At 60.8% G+C, this 18,965-nt stretch carries 19 protein-coding genes; 11 read left to right on the top strand and 8 right to left on the bottom strand.

Translation table 11 applies throughout. From position 1 onward, the window contains the following. Window position 1 precedes the first annotated feature (1 nt). The 5 genes from B0G57_RS04590 to B0G57_RS04570 all read left to right on the top strand — a co-directional run bounded on the left by B0G57_RS04590 (window position 2) and on the right by B0G57_RS04570 (window position 5,014). Window positions 2-352: a Rieske (2Fe-2S) protein gene (locus tag B0G57_RS04590; protein ID WP_158256599.1), complete on the top strand. Its 351-nt coding sequence runs from the start codon at window positions 2-4 to the stop codon at window positions 350-352. A 189-nt stretch (window positions 353-541) separates the two neighbouring features. Continuing rightward, window positions 542-856, top strand: a complete 315-nt coding sequence (locus tag B0G57_RS04585) for a 2Fe-2S iron-sulfur cluster-binding protein (protein WP_317615633.1) — start codon at window positions 542-544, stop codon at window positions 854-856. 99 nt (window positions 857-955) lie between these two features. Further along, entirely contained in the window at window positions 956-2,179 is a 1,224-nt protein-coding gene (locus tag B0G57_RS04580) for an NAD(P)/FAD-dependent oxidoreductase (protein WP_026229455.1), read from the top strand. A gap of 305 nt (window positions 2,180-2,484) precedes the next feature. Further along, window positions 2,485-3,627 carry a porin gene (locus B0G57_RS04575; RefSeq protein WP_083925514.1) on the top strand — a complete coding sequence of 381 codons (1,143 nt, stop codon included), beginning with the start codon at window positions 2,485-2,487 and terminating at the stop codon, window positions 3,625-3,627. A gap of 16 nt (window positions 3,628-3,643) precedes the next feature. Continuing rightward, window positions 3,644-5,014 carry an MFS transporter gene (locus B0G57_RS04570; protein ID WP_018439479.1) on the top strand — a complete coding sequence of 457 codons (1,371 nt, stop codon included), beginning with the start codon at window positions 3,644-3,646 and terminating at the stop codon, window positions 5,012-5,014. A gap of 113 nt (window positions 5,015-5,127) precedes the next feature. Here B0G57_RS04570 and B0G57_RS04565 read toward each other — a convergent pair whose 3' ends face one another. Next, a complete protein-coding gene (locus B0G57_RS04565) occupies window positions 5,128-5,568 on the bottom strand; it encodes a MarR family winged helix-turn-helix transcriptional regulator (protein ID WP_018439480.1) in 441 nt (146 codons plus the stop codon). 20 nt (window positions 5,569-5,588) lie between these two features. Beyond that, window positions 5,589-7,583 (bottom strand): FAD-binding monooxygenase, encoded by a 1,995-nt coding sequence (locus tag B0G57_RS04560; RefSeq protein WP_189595299.1) that lies wholly within the window; start codon window positions 7,581-7,583, stop codon window positions 5,589-5,591. Between the two features lie 301 nt (window positions 7,584-7,884). Here B0G57_RS04560 and B0G57_RS04555 point away from each other — a divergent pair, with 301 nt between their 5' ends. From B0G57_RS04555 to B0G57_RS04545, 3 genes are read left to right on the top strand one after another with little or no spacing between them, the layout of a single operon-like run. Then, the gene (locus B0G57_RS04555) at window positions 7,885-9,123 is read left to right on the top strand and encodes an ABC transporter substrate-binding protein (protein ID WP_018439484.1); all 1,239 of its coding nucleotides are present in this window, start codon (window positions 7,885-7,887) and stop codon (window positions 9,121-9,123) included. Window positions 9,124-9,154: 31 nt separating this feature from the next. Further along, window positions 9,155-10,024 carry a carbohydrate ABC transporter permease gene (locus B0G57_RS04550; RefSeq protein ID WP_018439485.1) on the top strand — a complete coding sequence of 290 codons (870 nt, stop codon included), beginning with the start codon at window positions 9,155-9,157 and terminating at the stop codon, window positions 10,022-10,024. Beyond that, entirely contained in the window at window positions 9,994-10,887 is an 894-nt protein-coding gene (locus B0G57_RS04545; protein ID WP_018439486.1) for a carbohydrate ABC transporter permease, read from the top strand. The genes B0G57_RS04550 and B0G57_RS04545 overlap by 31 nt, the downstream gene beginning before the upstream one ends. Before the next feature lie 122 nt (window positions 10,888-11,009). Here the strand turns inward: B0G57_RS04545 and B0G57_RS04540 are convergent, their stop codons facing one another. Beyond that, window positions 11,010-11,744 (bottom strand): ABC transporter substrate-binding protein, encoded by a 735-nt coding sequence (locus B0G57_RS04540; RefSeq protein WP_018439487.1) that lies wholly within the window; start codon window positions 11,742-11,744, stop codon window positions 11,010-11,012. Window positions 11,745-11,915: 171 nt separating this feature from the next. Here B0G57_RS04540 and otnK point away from each other — a divergent pair, with 171 nt between their 5' ends. Beyond that, entirely contained in the window at window positions 11,916-13,196 is a 1,281-nt protein-coding gene (gene otnK, locus B0G57_RS04535; RefSeq protein ID WP_018439488.1) for a 3-oxo-tetronate kinase, read from the top strand. A gap of 74 nt (window positions 13,197-13,270) precedes the next feature. Here the strand turns inward: otnK and otnC are convergent, their stop codons facing one another. The 5 genes from otnC to B0G57_RS04510 all read right to left on the bottom strand — a co-directional run bounded on the left by otnC (window position 13,271) and on the right by B0G57_RS04510 (window position 15,703). Continuing rightward, complete coding sequence (gene otnC / locus B0G57_RS04530) at window positions 13,271-13,960, bottom strand: 3-oxo-tetronate 4-phosphate decarboxylase (RefSeq protein ID WP_018439489.1); 690 nt, start codon at window positions 13,958-13,960, stop codon at window positions 13,271-13,273. Between the two features lie 122 nt (window positions 13,961-14,082). Further along, window positions 14,083-14,613: a GNAT family N-acetyltransferase gene (locus tag B0G57_RS04525; protein WP_020566057.1), complete on the bottom strand. Its 531-nt coding sequence runs from the start codon at window positions 14,611-14,613 to the stop codon at window positions 14,083-14,085. A gap of 35 nt (window positions 14,614-14,648) precedes the next feature. Beyond that, entirely contained in the window at window positions 14,649-14,960 is a 312-nt protein-coding gene (locus B0G57_RS04520; RefSeq protein ID WP_018439491.1) for an antibiotic biosynthesis monooxygenase family protein, read from the bottom strand. 102 nt (window positions 14,961-15,062) lie between these two features. After that, window positions 15,063-15,464, bottom strand: coding sequence for a type II toxin-antitoxin system VapC family toxin (locus B0G57_RS04515; protein ID WP_018439492.1), 402 nt, complete (start codon window positions 15,462-15,464; stop codon window positions 15,063-15,065). Next, window positions 15,461-15,703 (bottom strand): antitoxin, encoded by a 243-nt coding sequence (locus B0G57_RS04510; RefSeq protein WP_026229459.1) that lies wholly within the window; start codon window positions 15,701-15,703, stop codon window positions 15,461-15,463. The genes B0G57_RS04515 and B0G57_RS04510 overlap by 4 nt, the downstream gene beginning before the upstream one ends. A 407-nt stretch (window positions 15,704-16,110) precedes the next feature. On the opposite strand from B0G57_RS04510, the gene B0G57_RS04505 reads away from it, so the two are divergent. Next, on the top strand, window positions 16,111-17,406 hold the full coding sequence (locus B0G57_RS04505) for a gallate dioxygenase (protein WP_018439495.1): 1,296 nt from the start codon (window positions 16,111-16,113) through the stop codon (window positions 17,404-17,406). A 134-nt stretch (window positions 17,407-17,540) separates the two neighbouring features. Further along, window positions 17,541-18,890: an MFS transporter gene (locus tag B0G57_RS04500; RefSeq protein WP_018439496.1), complete on the top strand. Its 1,350-nt coding sequence runs from the start codon at window positions 17,541-17,543 to the stop codon at window positions 18,888-18,890. Window positions 18,891-18,965 lie beyond the last annotated feature (75 nt).

The raw sequence follows: 18,965 nt of genomic DNA, 5'->3' as shown, positions 1-18,965 counted from the left end.
CATGCAGGGTATTGATTGGGTCTCACAGGGGTATGTGCTCGCTTGTGCAGAAACCGAGATTCCGAATGACGGGTCGATCATCACGCGCGGCATTAACGGCCGCACGATAGCGCTTGCCAGGGCGGCCGCGCACGGCAAAATCGTTGCGTTCGATAGCCGGTGCCCGCATATGCAAGGGCCATTGAAGTTCGGACGCGTCGTTGATGGCGAGGTCGTCTGTCCGTGGCACTTCCTAAGGTTCAATACAGCGACCGGCGAGACAGTAGGTTGCGACAGCATCATGCACCTCGAGACATTCGCCGTCGAATTGGCGGACGGAAACATCTACGTCGGGATTTCAAACAACGTATGAAGGCAACGGCGGCTTTGCGTAGTCGGTCGCCCGCCCGACCGACTACAGAATCAGAGCCGTATCGACTAAACAGTTTCCAGGCAATTGGGAGCTGTAGTCCGGCTCCTTTCTCGGACCGATGCCGTAGTGCACAACGGATCGCGAGGAAGTGCGATGAACGTGTGGAAATGATCTGAAGGAGGCACAGTCTTGAAATTTACGTTGACGACCAGGCAGGGGTGTGCAATTTCCGTTGAGTCGCCTGGTGGCGTCTCCCTCATGGAGGCCATTCGGGCATCGGGCGCGGACGAAATTCTTGCACTATGTGGCGGTTGTCTATCGTGCGCCACGTGCCACGTTTATATCGATCCAGCGTTTCAAAATCGACTGCCGCCAATATCTGACGACGAGTCAGCTCTTCTCGATACGTCGACTCATCGCAACGAACATTCGAGACTGTCCTGCCAAATCGTGCTCACGAGCGATCTCGATGGCCTCGGGGCGACCGTTGCCCCGGAGGGCTGAAGCCCGTGGGAAGCGCGAAGTGCCATACGGAAAGTCGAGACGCGAGCCGGATCGCCGCAACTATCTCGGGTTCGGCGAGGCTGCTTAGCAGAGGGAAAAATGAGGTGTTATGACATTCTGATCGTCGGTGCCGGGCACGGTGGTGCACAAACTGCAATCGCGCTTCGACAAGCGCACGTTGAGGGTTCCATTGCCATTCTGGGCGCGGAACCGGAGTTGCCGTACGAACGCCCGCCGCTTTCCAAGGAGTATCTGTTGGGTGCGAAGGAGTTCGAACGACTGCTTATCCGCCCTCCGCACTTCTGGCGCGAGCGAAGAGTGACTATGTTGCTCGGGCAGCGCGTCGTCGATGTCGACCCCGACGCGCATGCGGTGACAACTGCCGGCGGTGCGCGAATCGGCTACCGCACTTTGGTTTGGGCGACGGGTGGTGTCCCTCGGCAGCTGACTTGCCACGGTTTCGACCTGGGCGGTGTACACACGGTGCGTACGCGCGCCGATATCGACCGCATGCTCGGTGAGCTAACGCGTGTCGAGCGCGTCGCCGTGGTCGGCGGTGGCTATATCGGACTCGAAGCCGCTGCAGCATTGACGAAGCTGGGTAAGCGAGTGGTCATAGTCGAAGCGCTCGATCGGGTTCTCGCCCGCGTGGCCGGTGAACCGCTGTCGCGCTTTTATGAGTCCGTACATCGGGCGCGCGGCGTTGAGATACGTCTAGGCACAGGCGTCGCTTCTTTTGTCGGTAGCGACGGACGTGTCACTGGAGTGCGTCTCGTTGACGACGAGATACTTCCGGTGGAAATGGTCGTTGTTGGAATCGGCATCGTTCCGGCGGTCGAGCCCCTACTCGCTGCAGGTGCGGAGGGCGGAAACGGTGTAAAAGTGGACGGGTACTGTCGAACATCGCTGCCCGACGTCTATGCGATCGGTGACTGTGCTTTACACGAGAGCCGCTTTGCAGGCAATGCCGACATTCGCCTCGAGTCAGTGCAAAACGCGGTCGACATGGCCAATACCGCTGCAAATTCGATTGCGGGAAGACCGACGGAGTACAACGCGGTTCCCTGGTTCTGGTCGAATCAATACGATCTCAAGTTGCAGACGGTGGGTCTGTCCAGCGGACACGATCTGGCTGTAGTACGCGGTGAACGTGCAAGTGGATCCTTCTCGGTGGTGTACCTGAAGCAGGGGCGAGTTGTCGCGCTTGATTGCGTCAATTCCGTCAAGGACTACGTTCAAGGACGCAGACTCGTTATGAATGGACTGGAAGCTCGTCCCGAAGCTCTAGTGGACGCTTCCATGCCGCTGGCAGAGATCGCCTAAGCCCGTTCGCAACGGGCAAGGTGCCGATCGTTTATTAGTTTAGGAGTGCTAATCAAGGTAGTTCAACAAAACTGTCTGCGGGTATGAATTTGTGTGAGAATCAGCCGCATAAATATCGCGTCAAATTTTATATCTCAATCGGTCATGATTTCAAATTTATATGACAGCTCGCCTCAGGTTACTTCGCGTAACTGAGCACTGTGGGAGGGAGGGCGCCGGAGATTTCCATTTGTGTGTCGATAACTATAAATATTAATAAACTATAAATTCTTTTATGAAGCTAGAACTATATTCGGAGACAATGGATGAGGACGCTTGGATGGTGGCGGAGGTGGGCAAGTCATTTCGTTAGGGTCATTTTTATATTGATGACGATGTTCATCTCGAGAGCGGCCTTGGCTCAGCCAAATGTGACGTTATACGGGATTATCGACACCGGCATCGAATATGTGACAAATATAGGTAAACAGAAGTCGAACGCAGCGCTGGTGCCGACGCTTACGGGAACGCTTCCTTCGAGATGGGGAATCCGCGGAAGCGAGGACCTTGGTGGAGGACTAAAAGCTCTTTTTGTACTGGAATCAGGATTCGCTCCTCAACAGGGCACCTTGAACCAAAGTGGCCGTTTGTTCGGTCGACAAGCTTTCGTCGGGCTCTCGGGGCGCTGGGGGACGCTGTCTCTTGGGCGCCAATATTCGCAGATTTTCTGGGGGATACCCGGGGATACATTAGCACCCAATATATATAGCGCCGGCCTGCTCGATCCTTACCTGGCTGGCGCCCCTCGCGTGGACAATTCGATCGCCTACATTTTTTCGTCGTCGGGGCTTTCATTCGGTGTGGCTTTTTCGTTTGGCCGCGACTCAGTCGCGCCTGCAGCCGCCGGGGGATGCGCGGGCCAGTCGCCGACTGACTGGCGCGCCTGCAAGGCACTATCCGCAATGTTGAAATATGAAGCGGCAAGGTGGGGCGTGGCGGTGGCCGTGGACCGGAATTACGGCGGTGCCGGCAGTGGGTCACCATTGCCCAGTAGTTCTCAAACAGACACGCGCAGTGTTGCAGACGGCTATGTGAAGCTCGGTAGCGTGACGGTGGGTGCGGGGTTTCTTCATCGAATCAATCATGGCTTGCAGACACCTGGGGTTTACGACGTGAATAGCAACTATTGGTGGCTTGGCGCTTCATATTTAGTCGTTCCGGAAGTGGCTCTGGACGCTCAGTTTGGCAAATTGAATGTGACAGCACACGCCGTTGGCGCTTCTGTCATCGCCGCGCGCGCGATGTATTTCCTTTCGAAACGCAGTTCGGTGTACGTCACTGCCGGGCGAGTCTTCAATCAAAGCAAAGGTATTTTTACGGTCGATGGAGGTACTGCCGGCACTTCCTCTTTGCCGATGGCAGGTGTCAATCAAACGGGTGTCATGATCGGTATTCGGCACTTTTTCTGAGGTATGGGAAGGTGACATGGAGAAGCGACAAATGAACGGCAGAACCGCTGATATCGGCGCAATCATTGACACCGTAAAGGTGTCGCGCTTTCAGATCGTCATATTGACGATGTGTTTCCTGGTTGTACTCGTGGATGGCTTCGATACGGCCGTGGTCGGGTACATCGCACCGTCGTTGCGGGGAGAATGGGGTTTGGCGGCGAGCCAATTGTCGCCCGCCTTCGGTGCTGGGCTGCTTGGTCTCATGTGCGGCAGTTTCTTGTTAGGACCACTGGCTGACACATACGGGCGAAAAAAGGTGCTGCTGCTGTCGGTGCTCGTTTTCGCATTGGCTACGCTGGCTACGGCCGCTTCGAAGTCGATCGGCATGTTCATCGCGCTACGCTTTGTCACAGGCGTTGGCTTGGGTGGGGCCATGCCAACCTGTATTACGCTGAGCTCCGAATATTCGCCGGCGCGGTGTCGCATGCTGATGGTCACGCTGAGTTCCAGCGGCTTTGCCTTCGGATTGGCGCTCAGCGGCGAGGTAGCCAGTCACGTCATTCCGGTATTTGGATGGCGAGTGCTCTTGCTGATCGGTGCGTTCGTGCCGCTGCTGCTCTTGCCACTGCTCGCGTGGCTGCTTCCTGAGTCTGTTCGTTTCATGGTCGGCCGGTCGCGATATAGGGGAGCGCTTTTGAGTGTAGTCGCGAAGATGACTGGTACGACCGACTGGCAGAAAGTGACGTTTGTCAAAGCGGAGTCAGCGGCGAACGACCGGTCACCGGTCTCGCGACTGTTTGTCGAGGGGCAGGCGCCGCGCACTTTGCTGCTTTGGGGCGCCTTTTTCGGTTCAATGTTCGTTATTTATCTGCTGACGAGCTGGTTGCCGAGCGTCCTGAAAGACGCAGGCTATGGTATCTCGACCGCGGCTCGCATCAGTACGCTCTTGCCAGTGGGCGGCATTTTCGGTGGCGTCATCGCAGCCATCCTGATGGATCGCCTGAATCCGCATAGGGTGCTATTTGTCATGTACCTGGGCGCTGCCATAGCTCTGACGGCGGTTGGCTTTTTGCTGGCCGACCAAGTTTGGGCGAGCGCCGCGGTCTTTCTCGTCGGCTTCGGCGTAGCGGGCGGCCAGAACGGGTTGAACCTGCTGGCAGCCATCAGTTATCCGACATCGGCGAGAGCGACAGGTGTCAGCTGGGCAGTGGCCAGCGGGAGGATTGGCTCGATCGTCGGATCGATGGCCGGCGCATTCATGATGGCGGAATTCGGGCAAGGGCAGACGCTGTTTGCCACAATCGCGGCCCCGGCGCTGGGTGGCGCACTAGCGCTTTTCGTCTTGGGGCGTTGGACGGAACGTATTGGCGCGTCCGATGCGCGGGACGCCCCGGCGACCAGTTGAAGCTAGCTCGAAGATATCGATTGAAAGCGCTCGTTGCCGCGAGTTGCAGTTGATCAACGGAGCGCCCCCATCTCAAGTCAAGAGGCGCTTGCTAAATGGAGAAAGGCCACACACTATGTCCGCTCCTGCAGCAATGCGGAAAGTAGCCGGCGCAGCTCGATACGCTCCCGGGGGCTCAGCCGTGCAGTGAGGATACGCTCCACTGTTTCGACACGCGGGCGTAGCGCGGCTAACTGTCTTTTGCCTTCTGCTGTGAGAAACAGCACGTAACTGCGCTTGTCGACGGGATCGTCGGAACGCTCGATCAGTCCATTGCGGACCATACGTGCGACAAGATCGGCGATAGTCGAACGGTCCACATCGAGCTCATCGCCAAGCTGACGCTGATTCACACCGGATGTTTGTTGCAAGACTTCAAGTGCCGCGTACTGGACGCTCGTGATCTCGGTGGATACTTCCTCGAGCCATAGCGCTACGTGACGCTGTTGCGCGCGACGCACGAGACTCCCCGTGAACTTGGCGAGTGCTTTTGCATTGTCGTTCTTGATCGGCAATTTCGAAGTCTCGAGGTGTGTCACTGCATACGGAATATCGGACGGAAGAAAGCGGTGAGCTCTGCGTAGGCGTCCAGAGGCAGAATGTGCGCGACGTACTGGTCAGGGCGGACCACAACCAGCGCGCCGCGCTCGCGGTCGATTTCGCGTTCGTTGAAGATATCAATGCCCGCGTCGCTAGTAAAGGCTTTCTCATAGTCGGTCAGACCATAGCGGCCTTTGCGCGGCAGCAAAAGCTTCGGCAGATCTTCCAGACGTACTTCCCGATGCGGTTGTTGCAGCACGGCCCGCAGGTCGAGCACGCTGTCGACATCCGCGCCCACCGGGGTGACGAGTCGCAATACTGATTCCGCGGATGTCGCGAGGTGCTCGCATAGAGCGTGCAGCATGCTACGATTCGCGTCCGAGAACGCGTACAAATGCCAGCGGCCGTCTGCTTGCGCAACGTGTCCGAGGTGCATTGGCTTTGCATCCGCGAGCCGGATGACCGGCAACGAATGGAAACGCGTCCCGATCGAAAAGCCCTTTGCCAGCGCCTGGTGCGTGGCTTCGCCGGTTAGTATGCCAGGCCGGTAACGTGTTGCGATACCTGCTGTATAGCGACCCGCTCGAATGAAATACGCCTGCAAATCTGCGGGATCGACGCCGCTCGCTTCTGCTCGGGCAGGATCTTTCGGCGGAGCAGCCATCATCGCCGACCATTCCTTGTCGAAATCGATCAGTTCCTGTGCAATGGGCTGGCGCTCGTCCGAATACGTGCGCAACAGGTTGACGTCGCTGCGCTCATCCAGCACCGCGGCGAGCTTCCAGCCTAGGTTGAATCCGTCCTGCATGGAAACGTTCATGCCTTGGCCCGCTTTCGCACTATGCGTATGACAGGCATCGCCGGCGATGAACACACGAGGTTCCCGGGCAGTGCCATCCGCCGCAATGGCGTCGTCAAAGCGATCGGTGAGGCGCTGCCCTACCTCATAAACCGAAAACCATGCCACCTCTTTCACTTCGAGCGAATAGGGACGGAGGATTCGCTGGGCCGTCGCGATGATGCGATCGGCTGTGATCTGTCTGATGCTGTCGCGGTTCTCCGCCGTGACCTCCCCTAGATCGACGTAGAAGCGCACGAGATACCCACCTTCGCGCGGAATGACGAGCAGATTGCCGTTGCTGGCAGACTGGATGGCCGCTTTCAGCCGGATGTCGGGGAAGTCTGTGACGGCAAGAACGTCCATGACGCCCCATGCATGATTGGCTGCATCGCCGCGAAGCGTTTGCCCGATCGCCGCGCGCACACGGCTGCGCGCGCCGTCGCAACCGACGACATAGCGCGCGCGCACGGCGACCTCATCAGACCGAGTGGGGTGGGTACGCCGCAGCCCGATCGCCGCGCGCACACGGCTGCGCGCGCCGTCGCAACCGACGACATAGCGCGCGCGCACGGCGACCTCATCAGACCGAGTGGGGTGGGTACGCCGCAACGTGACGCGCACCGGATACTCATGGCTATCGTCGCGCTGAACCTCCACGACTTCCAAACCATAGTCCGGCTCCAGCCGCCGCGCGGAGCGGCGCATTACGTCGAGGAGATATTCCTGTATCCGGGCCTGATTGACGATAACGTGCGGAAATTCTGAAAGGCCTGTTTCGGTGTCTTGAACGCGGCCGGCACGGCTGATCGCTTCGCGATCGTTTGCATCGGGTCGCCAGAATACCGTTTCATTGACCCAGTAGGCTTCTTTCAGCAAGCGTTCACTGAGGCCAAACGCCTGAAACATTTCGACGGTACGGCACGCTACACCGTCTGCTTGTCCCATCAGCAGTGGTCCATCACGACGCTCTACGATGCGCGTATTGATCGATGGGAATTGCGACAGTTGCGCGGCGAGTACCAGTCCGGCGGGGCCGCTTCCGACGATAAGCACATCGACCGTATCGGGCATCTGCGCAGACTGCGAGGTGCTGAAGGCGGGCTCGATCGATGGATCGCCGGCACAAAAACCGTTGAAATGAAATTGCACGATGTCTTCCTCTGGCTGGCATACGTCGCGGTGATGGAAATATACTCCGTATGCCAACTATTTGGAAGGATCGCCGTCGTGGGCGTTTACCCTTGGTTCCGGTTGGCCGAGCATCAGTGCAATGAATGCGATCGACGATGATCACCGGTCAATTCTCACGGCACAGGCAGCGCCGCCTACCGTACCGCCGCCTGCCATAAATCCTTAACGATCGGCGTTAACAATGACGGTCGTTTTGGCCGCCCAGGCTACAATCCGCGTTGCACACGTATGCAACGTCGCGCCTATCGTGAGAGAGACCATGACTCTGCTTAACCGCCTGCGCGCGCTGTCCGCCGCCCTTGCTGTTTCTATTGCCGCGTCGCATGCCGTCGCCGCGGACCTCGTCATCGCCGGGCGCGACGACATCTACGGCAAGGGCATCGCCGAAGCCGTCGCCGGCTTCACGAAGCTGCATCCAGGCACCGAGATCGAGGTGCTGAAGCTGCCGAACGCGAATCTCTATCAGAAGCTCAAGCTGTCGATGCGCGAGGGCACCGGTGCATATGATGTCGTGATGATGGACGACATCTGGTCGCCCGAATTCATCGGTAATGGCTGGCTGAAGCCGCTGCCGGCGTCGCTCGCGGACGCGGATCTGATCCCCTCCACGGTCGCGCTCGGACGCAACGCATCGGGCGAGCTGTTCGCGCTGCCGATCGTCGGCAACGTTGAGATGTTCGCGTACCGGAAGGACCTGCTCGCCAAATACAACCTGCAGCCGCCGCGTAATTGGGACGACGTGTTGAAGATTGCGAGAACCGTCGGGGGCGCGGACAAGAGCGTGTCGGGCGTGGTCTTCCGCGGCACGAAGGGCAATCCGATCGTAACGGGCTTTTTGCCGATTCTGTGGGCGTACGGTGGCGACGTGCTCGACCGCTCGGGCAACGTCACGATCGATTCGCGCGAAGCGCAGGCGGCGCTCAAGACGTTCCTCGCGCTGAAGGCGTCCGCGCCGCAGGATGTCGACGTCTACGGCGCGGCCGAGGTGCGCGACGCATTGCAGCGCGGCGTCGCCGCGCAGGCAATCGAAGTTTGGCCGGCGTGGATTCCCGCGCTCGACGATCCGAAGCAATCGCGCGTGGCTGGCCAGATCGCGCTGCAGGCGCCGCCGGGGCAGACCGCCGGCCCCGCGCCGATGCTCGGCATCTGGCAAATGGCGATTCCGAAGGACGCGCCGCACGCAAAGCTTGCACAGGACTTCCTCGCGTACCTGAGCACGCGCGAGACGCAGACGCGCTTGGCCGCGCTCGGCATTCCGCCGACTCGCAAGAGCGTGTACGAGGATGTCGCGCTCGTGCGCCAGTACCGCTGGTATCCCGATCAGTTGAAGGCGCTCGAAGCGGGCCGTGCGCGGCCGCGCGTGAAGGACTGGCAGCAGATCGAGAGCATCCTTGGCGATCAATTGCAGCTCGCGCTGACCGGCCAAGCCTCACCGGACGACGCACTGCGGCAGGCGCAGCAAAAGATTACGCAAGCGATGGCCGCGGCGGGCAAGTGACCGCCGCCGCACGCTCGACGGGACGCCACCGATGAAGGCCTTCGGTCGCGGCCTGCCGTTCGTCGCACTGCTCGGGCCATCGATCGTCCTGCTTGCCGTGCTCGCGCTCTATCCGGTCGCGCAGGTCCTGATCGACTCATTTTGCCGCGTCGACTACGCGGCGGGCCGGCGCGTCTTCGTCGGCCTTTCGAACTACCGCGCCGTGCTTGCCGACGATGCGTTCACGATCGGCTTCGGCAACACGTTGCGCTTCAGCATCGTGGCGTCGCTCGCCGAGGTTGCGCTCGGCTCCGGCCTCGCGCTACTGTTCGTGCGCGCCTTCCCGGGGCGTAAGCTCGCGCTGCCGCTCGCCATCCTGCCGATGATGCTGTCGACGCTCGTCTGTTCGGCGATCTGGCGCAACTGGCTCAACTTTCACGGGTTCCTGAACGCGCTGCTCGCGATAGCGGGTCTTCCCGGCGTGCAGTGGCTCTCGGATCCCCATCTGGCGCTGTGGTCGCTGATGCTCGTCGACATCTGGCAATGGACGCCGATGGCATTCCTGATCGTACTCGCCGGCTTGCAGTCGATTCCAGAGGAGCTTCACGAAGCCGCGCGCACGGATGGCGCAAGCGAATGGCAGTGCCTGCGCGACATTACGCTGCCACTCGCCGCGCCGCAGATCGGGCTCGCGTTGCTGCTGCGCTCGATCGATACGTTCAAGCTTTTCGACAAGGTCTATGCGTTGACGGGCGGCGGCCCCGGCAACGCGACGCAGACGCTGTCGACCTACATCTACGACACCGGGTTCCGCTTCTTCAACGTCGGGCCGGCGAGCGCCGCGTCAGTGCTGATGCTTGCGGCGTGCGCGGCGCTGGTCTCCGGATACGTATGGCAAACAGTTCGAAAACGGCGCAACTGACGCGCAACGGCGCGGCGGCCCAGCATCGCGCGCGGGCCGGCCGCGCCGTGCTCGGTCGGGCGACGACCTGGTTGCTCCGCGGCGCGGCGCTGGCCTTGCTGTTGCTGCCTTGCGTGTGGATGGCAGGCGCCGCGTTCATGCCGACGCTGGAGCGTCTCGATCATCCGCTGCGATTGTGGCCAGCCGCGCCGACATTCGAACATTTTGCGTCGGTGTGGGGGAGTGGCATCGGCGCGCAGGTGTTCAACTCGCTGCTGGTTGGCGCCGGCACGACGCTGCTCGCGCTGTCGCTCGCGTTTCCGGCCGCCTATGCGCTCGTGCGGTTGCGTTTCCCCGCGCGTCTGGACGTGCTCTTTCTCATGTTCGTGCTTGCGTTGAAGTTAATGCCTCCGATCACGATCGCAGTGCCGCTGTTCGCGCTCGCCAAGCGTCTGCATCTGCTCGATTCGTTGGTCGGCCTGATGCTCGGGTATCAGATCTACGCACTGCCGATGGCGATCTGGATGCTGCTCGCGTTCGTGCGCGAGGTGCCCCACGAATACGAGGAAGCCTCATGCATCGACGGGGCGGGGCTGGCCCGGCGCCTCGTGCAGATCGTGCTGCCGCTCTGCGGGCCGGGGTTGATCGCGACCGCCGTCTTCGTGTTCATCGCCGCGTGGAACGAGTTCCTGTTGGCGCTTTTGTTCGTCTCCACGCCGAGTCGCTTCACGCTGCCGCTCGCGATCGCGAGCTACGTGACCGAGAACGGCATCGACTGGGGCGACCTGATGAGCGCGGGCTTGATGGCGTCGCTGCCGACGCTGGCTGTGGCCGGGTACGTGCAGCGCTATCTGCTGCGCGGCTTCGCGGGCGGGCTCAAATGACGCGCGCGAGCCCGGCACCCGACTTTAGACGCAACTGTGACGCAACACGCCTTTGACTGGCCCGAGGCGCGTGCGCGATGCGCCGGCGGGTGTCCGCATCCGAATCGCTGAAAGGCGAAATTTCAGGTGAAGCTGGCAACGGTGGCGCCGACGCTCCCATGCCGCCGCAATGCGTCCGCAACGAAGCCCGAGGTTGTCATTTCCTCGACGAACTGAGAGAGCACGCCCGCCGCCGCCTCGCCGCGGCTCTTGGGTGTACCCATCGCTTGTCGAATGACCATGAACCGCTCGTCGAGCAGATGAAGCCCGCCGGTCTTACGTGCGTCGGCTTCGAGCTGCTGCTTGACGCCCGCGGCCACGTCCAAACCTTGCTCCAAGAACGTCTGTACGACCGCTGGCGACGTGGGCGCTCGCACGATTTGCGCCGCCTTCAGTTCGCGCGTGAGGAAGAGGTCATAAGCGCTTCCCTTGCCGACGGCGACTCTGATATCCGGTCGGTCGACACCCTGATTGGTTTTGATGGGAGAACCGTCACGGACGAGATAGAAGCCTTCGATCAATACGTAGGGCGCCGTAAACGCAATCGTTTCGCCGCGCAGCGGATCGATCGCGAAGAATCCGAAATCGGCGCGCTCCTCGCTCACGGCTTGCACCGATTTGCCCGCCGCATCGAACACAACCAATTCCAGCTCGACGCCCAGCCGTCTCGCGAACTCGCGTGCAAGGTCGATCGAGACGCCGAACGGCTCGCCCGTCTCAGCGTCCTCGTTTGCAAGAATCGGATTGCCGACGTTGATCGAGGCGCGCAGCTTGCCCGTCGGCGCGAAGGCGGAGATGACTGATTGATCGATTTTCATAGGCACGGTGATTCGACTGCGATCGGCTCGCAGTCCTAAGGTTCAAGGAGCTCTCTGATTCGCGAGAGGGCGTCGCGCGTATGCAGCAAGTATTCTCGCATTCATGCTACGCTGATAACGCCAGTCGCTTGTTCGGCTTTATCGACGGCGCGGTGTAATTCCATTGGGAGTATGGCATTGAGCAGACCACTACTCGGCTGTATTGCCGATGATTTCACGGGCGGCACCGATCTGGCCAGCACGCTGGTGCGCGGCGGCATGCGCACCGTGCAGACGATCGGTGTCCCCGCGCCGGCAGAGGTACCCGATGCGGACGCGATCGTCATCGCATTGAAAACGCGAACAGTCGAGCCGCAGGATGCGGTACGTGAGTCGCTCTCGGCGCTGGACTGGCTCAGAAATGCCGGCTGCGAGCAGTTCTTCTTCAAGTATTGCTCTACTTTCGACTCGACGCCGAAGGGCAATATCGGCCCGGTCGCCGATGCGCTGGCCGATGCGCTCGGCGTCGACCTCACAGTTGCCTGTCCAGCGTTTCCAGAGAACGGCAGGACGATTTACAGGAGCCACCTCTTCGTCGGCGATGTGTTGCTCAGCGAATCCGGCATGCGGAACCACCCGCTCACCCCGATGACGGATTCCAACCTGGTGCGTGTATTGCAATCGCAAACCCGGCGCAAAGTGGGGGCGATCAAGCTCGACGCCGTTTCTCGTGGACCGGATGCGATCGCGGCGGCGTTCGATTCGCTGCGCAGCGAAGGCGCGCGATATGCCATCGTCGATGCGGTAGCCGATCGCGATCTGATTAGTATCGGCGCCGCGTTGTCGGGCCATCCACTCGTGACCGGAGGGTCGGGCATCGCCATGGGCCTGCCGGAGAATTTCCGGCGAGCCGTCAAATTGACGGCGTCCGTATCGGCGGCGTCGGATCTTCCGAACGTCGTGGGGGCGGGCGTGATTCTCTCGGGAAGCTGCTCAGTGGCGACAAACGCCCAGGTGGAACACTGGAAGCGTTCGCGCCCGGCATTTCGGCTCGACGCGCTGCAGCTTGCCGAGGGCGACAGGCAAATCGAAGACGCTGTCGCCTGGTGTGCCGAGCGGCTCTCCGGCGGGCCCGTGCTCATCTACGGAAGCGCGGCGCCCGACGTTGTAAGAGCCGCACAGGAGAAGCTCGGTGCGGATGTTGCCGGCGCGCTGATGGAACGCGCATTGGCCACGCTCGCGAGCGAGCTGGTTGTACACCATGGCGTGCGCAAGCTGGTGGTTGCCGGTGGAGAGACCTCGGGTTCCGTCGTCAAGGCGCTCGGCGTCCGCGCCTTGCGCATCGGCGCACCCATTGACCCGGGCGTGCCCTGGACGACGAGCAGCGGCAGTGAGCCGCTGGCGCTCGCGCTGAAGTCCGGCAATTTCGGCACTGTCGATTTCTTCGAAAAGGCGCTGTCGACAGCGCCTTGATGCAATGCCCGCCGAAGCGGCGTTATTCCGCTTCGGTTTTTTTTGGGAGACGATGGGAAGTTCACGCGTGCGCGTTACCAACGGGCGCCAAATGTATCGCGCAGCTCGCCGATGGCGTCCGTCGACAGCGGCGTGGCAGAGCGCGCGAGCGACATCCACAGCAACGCCGTTTCCTCGAGCTCTTCCAAAGCGAACGATGCTGCCGAGACGGTCTTTTCCCAAACCACCGGACCGAGTCGTTCGAGCAACACCGCGCGCACTTCCGGCGCGAGTACGGCGATCTGATCGGCAACCTCCGGTGCACCCGGCCGATGATATTTGATGAGCGGCACGTGGCCGACCTTCATCACGTAGTACGGCGTGATCGGCGGGATGATGTCGTCGGTGCTCCAGACGCCAGACAATGTGAGCGCGACCAGATTCGTCGAATGCGTGTGGACGACTCCGCGCGTTTCCGGTGAGTTCTCGTAGATCCTGCGGTGAAGCGCGAGCGTTTTGGACGGACGCCCGCCTGATAGGTGCTGCCCGTCGCAGCCCACTTTGGCGATATCGTTCGGATCGAGTCGGCCAAGGCATGCGTCGGTCGGTGTGATCAGCCAGCCATCGTCAAGGCGCGCGCTGATGTTGCCGGCGCTCCCCACTGTGTATCGGCGCGAGTAAAGACTCGCGCCTACCGTGCAGATCTCCTCGCGGATTTTGGATTCAGCAACTCCCACAATTCCTCCAGCAGAGAATGGGTAGCCAAGATCGCGCGCATCGCGCATTCGGCCCTTCGCCGGCGGTAGCCCGGCGCCGATCGATGAATTGCACTATTTTGCAATGACATACATCGTCGCTCAGAATGCCGTCCAACGCGCGGAGTCTCAAAGGCCGCCGGGTTGTTCGCCTAGCCGTCGATTGGATGAGCGGGCGTATCCAACAGCAGCTGATAGAGCGCCATGTCGAGCCAGCGGCCGAACTTGAAGCCGATCTGGGGTAGCGTGCCCACATGCTTGAAGCCAAGTCGTTCATGCAGCGCGATGCTTCCGGCATTCGTCGAATCGATTCCGCCCATCAACGCATGCAAGTCCTTGCGCCGCGCCGCGGCGATAATTTCTTCCATCACCACGCGCCCCAATCCTCGACCACGATGGTGCTTGTGCACGTAGACGGAATGTTCCACCGTGTACTTGTTGGCCGGGAATGGCCGAAACGGGCCGTAACTGCCGAAGGCCAACAGTTTTCCCTCACTGTCTTCAACGCCAATCACTGGAAAGTCGCCGGCTTCTTTGGCGTCGAACCAGCTGACCATGGTCTGCATGGTCCGAGGCTTGTACTCATAGAGCGCGGTTGAATTCAGGATGGCATCATTGAAGATGTCCAGGATCACATCGGCATGCCGATCGAAAGTGCAGCGCACGATGGAATATTCGCTCATTACGTTTTCCTTGCAGTGCATTCCCCGATCTTGGCTCAACGGGAAAGATCGGCGCTTTTGCCTGTCGTCTCGGTATGAAAGACCTCGGGCGGTCGAGCAAAGTGAGAGCCGACGAGTTGGCGCCACGTCTGAAAATCCTCGGATTGGCGAAAACCGATCAGGTGGTCGTCGACGGTTTCCCAGCGAACGAGAAGGACATATCGGTTCTCGGTCTCTATCACGCGATGAAGCTCAGCGCCGCCGCAACCTCGGGCGCGGGCAAAGAGGGGAAGTGCTTGCGCGACACCCGCCTCGAAATCCGCCGCATGGCCGGGCAGGACTTCGATCTGCGCCGTTTCAAAAATCATGTTGTACTCCTGGACGGTAAATGTCTCATCGAGGCCACGGCGAAACGCCGTGCGAGTGGGACCGCCTCAAACACTGCTGCTTTTGACATCCGATCGAGCCCATCATGGTAGGTCGGCGTGCCAATCTTCGACCGTCAAGCCTGCTACTCGCGAGAACTCTCGCAGGTTGTGCGTGACAAGCACCAATTGGCGCGCACGCGCTTGTCCCGCGATCAGCACATCATATGGGCCGATCGGCGTACCAGCGGCGGCCAATTGCGCGCGGATTTGACCGGCGTGTTGCGCATCCTCGGCGTCGAACTCAACCACCTCAAACTGCAACGCTTCAATGCGCGCCAGGTTCGGGGCGGCACGTTGACTTTTATAGGCGCCGTAAAACAACTCGTGCGCGACAATTGACGGTAGCCCGAAGTCCGACGGCAGATGTGTGCGCAACCGCGCGAGCACGGACGGCTCGCCCTTGAGCGTCGCGATCACGGCGTTGGTGTCCAGAAGGTACTTCATTTGAAGAAGTCCAACCCTGGACGGTCCTGATCGGCAGGCTGCGTAGTCGCTGCGGCCTCGAAGTCAGCGTCGACAGGGCCAATGAGCGGCATCAGCCACTCCCAGCCCTGCGGCACGGGTTCCAAGATGACTGCGGCGCCGTGCCGACGGATCCGCACCTCCGTGGTATCGAACCGAAAGTCCTTGGGCAGACGCACGGCCTGTGAGCCGCCGTGTCGGAAGATTTTGGCGATGTCCATCTGACCCTCCATTTTCGAGTATCTACATAATGTATCTATTCTAATGGAAATGGCCAGCGCTCGCATAGTGCCTCCCCCAAGCGATCAGATCCGCCTCGACGAAAAGTGGGTCAGCTAAACGCACGGAGGACCGCAGGTTGCGACTTCATTTTGTCGCTATCGAAAAAACTTATCAGTAAGAGTCGCCGCCCCGCGCGAACGATACGCGTGCCGAACAATCCTCCCCATGTCGATGCGGCGCGGCTCGTCGGGCGATCGTGAGCCCTGCCGCAGCGACGAAAAGCTGACTCCGCAACGGCTTCGCGCGATCGAATCTGGTTAACCCGCACGTTCAAACAGGTGGGCGTGGCGTGTAGTCTTGGGACCCATGATTCGCCGGCATGGGCGGGTAACCAAGGATCACTGAAATGGCACGAATTGTCGGAGGCATCGCGGCGTCGCATACGCCCACGATCGGATTTGCGTTGGACAGGAACAAGCACGACGATCCCGTCTGGGCGCCGATTTTCGCCAGCTTCGCACCCGTAGCCGCATGGCTCGCCGAAAAACAGCCGGACGTCTTGCTGTTGATCTACAACGATCATGTGACCTCGTTCTTCTTCGATCACTATTCCGCCTTCACGCTCGGCGTCGGGGCGCAGTGGAAGGTGGCCGACGAAGGCGGCGGGGCGCGCGAGCTGCCGCCGATCGAAGGCCATCCTGCGCTGGCGGCGCACATCGGCAGGTCACTGATGGCGGACGAATTCGACATGTCGTTCTTCCAGAACAAGGCGCTGGATCATGGTTGCTTTTCGCCGCTGTCGATGCTGTGTCCGCACGAACACGCGTGGCCGACCAAACTGATCCCACTGCAGATGGGTGTCCTGCAGCTTCCGATTCCGACGGCGCGGCGTTTCCACAAGCTCGGGCAGGCACTGCGTCGCGCGATCGAAAGCTATCCGGAAGATCTACGCGTCGCCATCGTCGCGACGGGCGGGTTGTCGCACCAAGTGCACGGCGAGCGCGCCGGCTTCAACAACAGCGAGTGGGACCATCGCTTTCTCGACCTGTTTGAACGTGACCCCGAGCGGCTCGCTGAGATGACGATCGCCGAATACGCGACGCTCGGCGGCTTCGAGGGCGCTGAAGTCGTCATGTGGCTCACGATGCGCGGTGCGTTGCCGGCCAACGTCGTATGCAAACACCGCAGCTATTACTTGCCGTCGATGACGGGTATCGCCACAGCGATCTACGAAGGGGCGGAAGACGAGGCCTGGCCGGCTGCCGTCGAGCGTCATCGCGACCATATCGCGCAGCAACTGGAAGGCGTCGACAAGCTCGATGGCACGTATCCGTTCTCCATCGATGTGGCGGTCAAGGCATTTCGGATCAACAGCTATTTGCACCGAATGGTGGAGCCCAGTCATCGGGAAGCGTTCCTGCGCGATCCGGAGGCCAGCTTCGAAGCCGCTGGATTGACGCAGCAAGAGCGCGACTTGATTCGCCGACGCGATTGGGGTGGGCTGCTGCACTACGGTGCCATTTTCTTCGTGCTCGAAAAACTCGGCGCCGTAACGGGCGTTTCAAACCTTCATATCTACGCGGCGATGCGCGGGGAGACGTTGGAAGCGTTCCAACAGACACGCAATGCGCCGGGCGCTCTGTACTCGGTGGCGGGCAAGGTCACCGGCGACCTCGATTGGGATCGAAGCGACTCGCACTAGCAGCGCCGAGAGGCACTTCACCGCACCGGCTTACCAGTCGCGTTTCGACGCGGCGGGGAGCAGTTCGACCTTGAAAAATCGATACCGGCCAACCGGTGCGCCGACAGACCAGGAGAAGAGACAGGAGACAGACGATGACCAGTGGAAAATCAATCGACATCAAATCTTTTATCGACGAGCGGCCGATAGCGCCGTACCAATGGCTGCTCGTTGTGCTCTGTTGCCTCGTAGTCATTGCCGACGGCATGGACGTCGCAATTATGGGTTTCATCGCGCCGTCGATCATCCGCGAATGGGCCATTTCGCGGCCCGAGTTCGGCTTGGTGATGAGCGCTGCACCCATTGGATTGGTGATCGGTTCGCTCGTTGCGGGGCCGAGCGCCGATCGCTTCGGCCGCAAGAACGTACTGATCGCATCGGTGTTCTTATTCGGCGTGTTCACGATCGCGACGGCTCAAGTGCACTCGCCGGCCGCCATGGCCGCGTTGCGCTTGCTGACCGGTATCGGTCTCGGCGCGGCGATGCCGAATACGACGACGCTGTTGTCGGAGTACGCCCCGCAGCGTAAGCGTTCGCTGATGATCACGCTGATGTTCACCGGCTTCAATCTGGGCTCGGCACTGATTGGATTCGTCGCGGGCTGGCTGATTCCCTTGCATGGCTGGCGCTCGGTATTGCTGTTCGGCGGTGCGCTGCCGCTGACGTTGATTCCGCTGCAGTGGTGGCTCCTGCCGGAATCGGCGCGTCTGCTGGCGGTGCGCGGTGCATCGCCCCAGCGCATCGGCGCGCTTCTGGGCAAGGTGTGCGGCGCGCGTTTTTCGGTCGATGACGTGTTTGTCTCGACGGAACCTCCGTTGCCCACGCGCAAGCCGATCGGCGTTCTTTTTTCGCACGGCTATGGCTTTACGACCATCGCGCTCTGGGTGACGTATTTCATGGGTCTGCTCGTCATCTATCTGCTGACCGGTTGGTTGCCGACGCTCATCAAGGATGCGGGGCTCTCGGTTACGACGGCGGCAAATGTCACGGCGATGTTCCAGATTGGCGGCACGATCGGTGCAATCGCCGTGGGTTGGCTGATGGACAAGGTGCGACCAGCGCCCGTCATCAGCGCGGCGTATTTGGGCGGAGGCGTCTGTGTTCTGGGCTTGGCATGGATCGGGGCGCTTTCGTCGTCCCTGGCGCTGCTCGTGTTCGCCGCGGGCTTTTGCATGAGCGGCGCGCAGACCGGCCTCAACGCCTACGCGCCGGGCCGCTATCCCACGGCGGCGCGGGCGACGGGTGTGAGCTGGATGCTCGGAATGGGGCGGTTCGGCAGCATTTTCGGATCCGCGATCGGCGGGGCGCTGCTCGGGCTCGGATGGGAGTTCGTCGGGATCCTCTCGATGCTGGCTGTGCCTGCGGTCCTCGCCGCCACCGCGATCCTGATGGCGCAACGTTCGAGCGAGGATGCGGCGACAGTTCAGCCCAATGCCGCGCATTGAACGGGCCAGGCAGGACGCCTCGGTTCATGCCTTTCGATTCATTCCGTGCGGTATGTATGAGCCGCGCGCCGCGGA

The sequence above is a fragment of the Trinickia symbiotica genome, assembly GCF_002934455.1.
Classification (GTDB): domain Bacteria; phylum Pseudomonadota; class Gammaproteobacteria; order Burkholderiales; family Burkholderiaceae; genus Trinickia; species Trinickia symbiotica.
The sequence above is the reverse complement of the archived record's forward strand: the minus strand, read 5'-3'. Positions and strand labels throughout refer to the sequence as shown.

Excerpts from the sequence above, each read along its gene's own strand:
- B0G57_RS04590 (WP_158256599.1), top strand. The coding sequence starts at position 2 with ATGCAGGGTATTGATTGGGTCTCACAGGGGTATGTGCTCGCTTGTGCA.
- B0G57_RS04580 (WP_026229455.1), top strand. The coding sequence starts at position 956 with ATGAGGTGTTATGACATTCTGATCGTCGGTGCCGGGCACGGTGGTGCA.
- B0G57_RS04575 (WP_083925514.1), top strand. The coding sequence starts at position 2,485 with ATGAGGACGCTTGGATGGTGGCGGAGGTGGGCAAGTCATTTCGTTAGG.
- B0G57_RS04570 (WP_018439479.1), top strand. The coding sequence starts at position 3,644 with ATGGAGAAGCGACAAATGAACGGCAGAACCGCTGATATCGGCGCAATC.
- B0G57_RS04555 (WP_018439484.1), top strand. The coding sequence starts at position 7,885 with ATGACTCTGCTTAACCGCCTGCGCGCGCTGTCCGCCGCCCTTGCTGTT.
- B0G57_RS04550 (WP_018439485.1), top strand. The coding sequence starts at position 9,155 with ATGAAGGCCTTCGGTCGCGGCCTGCCGTTCGTCGCACTGCTCGGGCCA.
- B0G57_RS04545 (WP_018439486.1), top strand. The coding sequence starts at position 9,994 with ATGGCAAACAGTTCGAAAACGGCGCAACTGACGCGCAACGGCGCGGCG.
- B0G57_RS04540 (WP_018439487.1), bottom strand. The coding sequence starts at position 11,744 with ATGAAAATCGATCAATCAGTCATCTCCGCCTTCGCGCCGACGGGCAAG.
- otnK (WP_018439488.1), top strand. The coding sequence starts at position 11,916 with ATGGCATTGAGCAGACCACTACTCGGCTGTATTGCCGATGATTTCACG.
- otnC (WP_018439489.1), bottom strand. The coding sequence starts at position 13,960 with ATGCGCGATGCGCGCGATCTTGGCTACCCATTCTCTGCTGGAGGAATT.
- B0G57_RS04525 (WP_020566057.1), bottom strand. The coding sequence starts at position 14,613 with ATGAGCGAATATTCCATCGTGCGCTGCACTTTCGATCGGCATGCCGAT.
- B0G57_RS04520 (WP_018439491.1), bottom strand. The coding sequence starts at position 14,960 with ATGATTTTTGAAACGGCGCAGATCGAAGTCCTGCCCGGCCATGCGGCG.
- B0G57_RS04515 (WP_018439492.1), bottom strand. The coding sequence starts at position 15,464 with ATGAAGTACCTTCTGGACACCAACGCCGTGATCGCGACGCTCAAGGGC.
- B0G57_RS04510 (WP_026229459.1), bottom strand. The coding sequence starts at position 15,703 with ATGGACATCGCCAAAATCTTCCGACACGGCGGCTCACAGGCCGTGCGT.
- B0G57_RS04505 (WP_018439495.1), top strand. The coding sequence starts at position 16,111 with ATGGCACGAATTGTCGGAGGCATCGCGGCGTCGCATACGCCCACGATC.
- B0G57_RS04500 (WP_018439496.1), top strand. The coding sequence starts at position 17,541 with ATGACCAGTGGAAAATCAATCGACATCAAATCTTTTATCGACGAGCGG.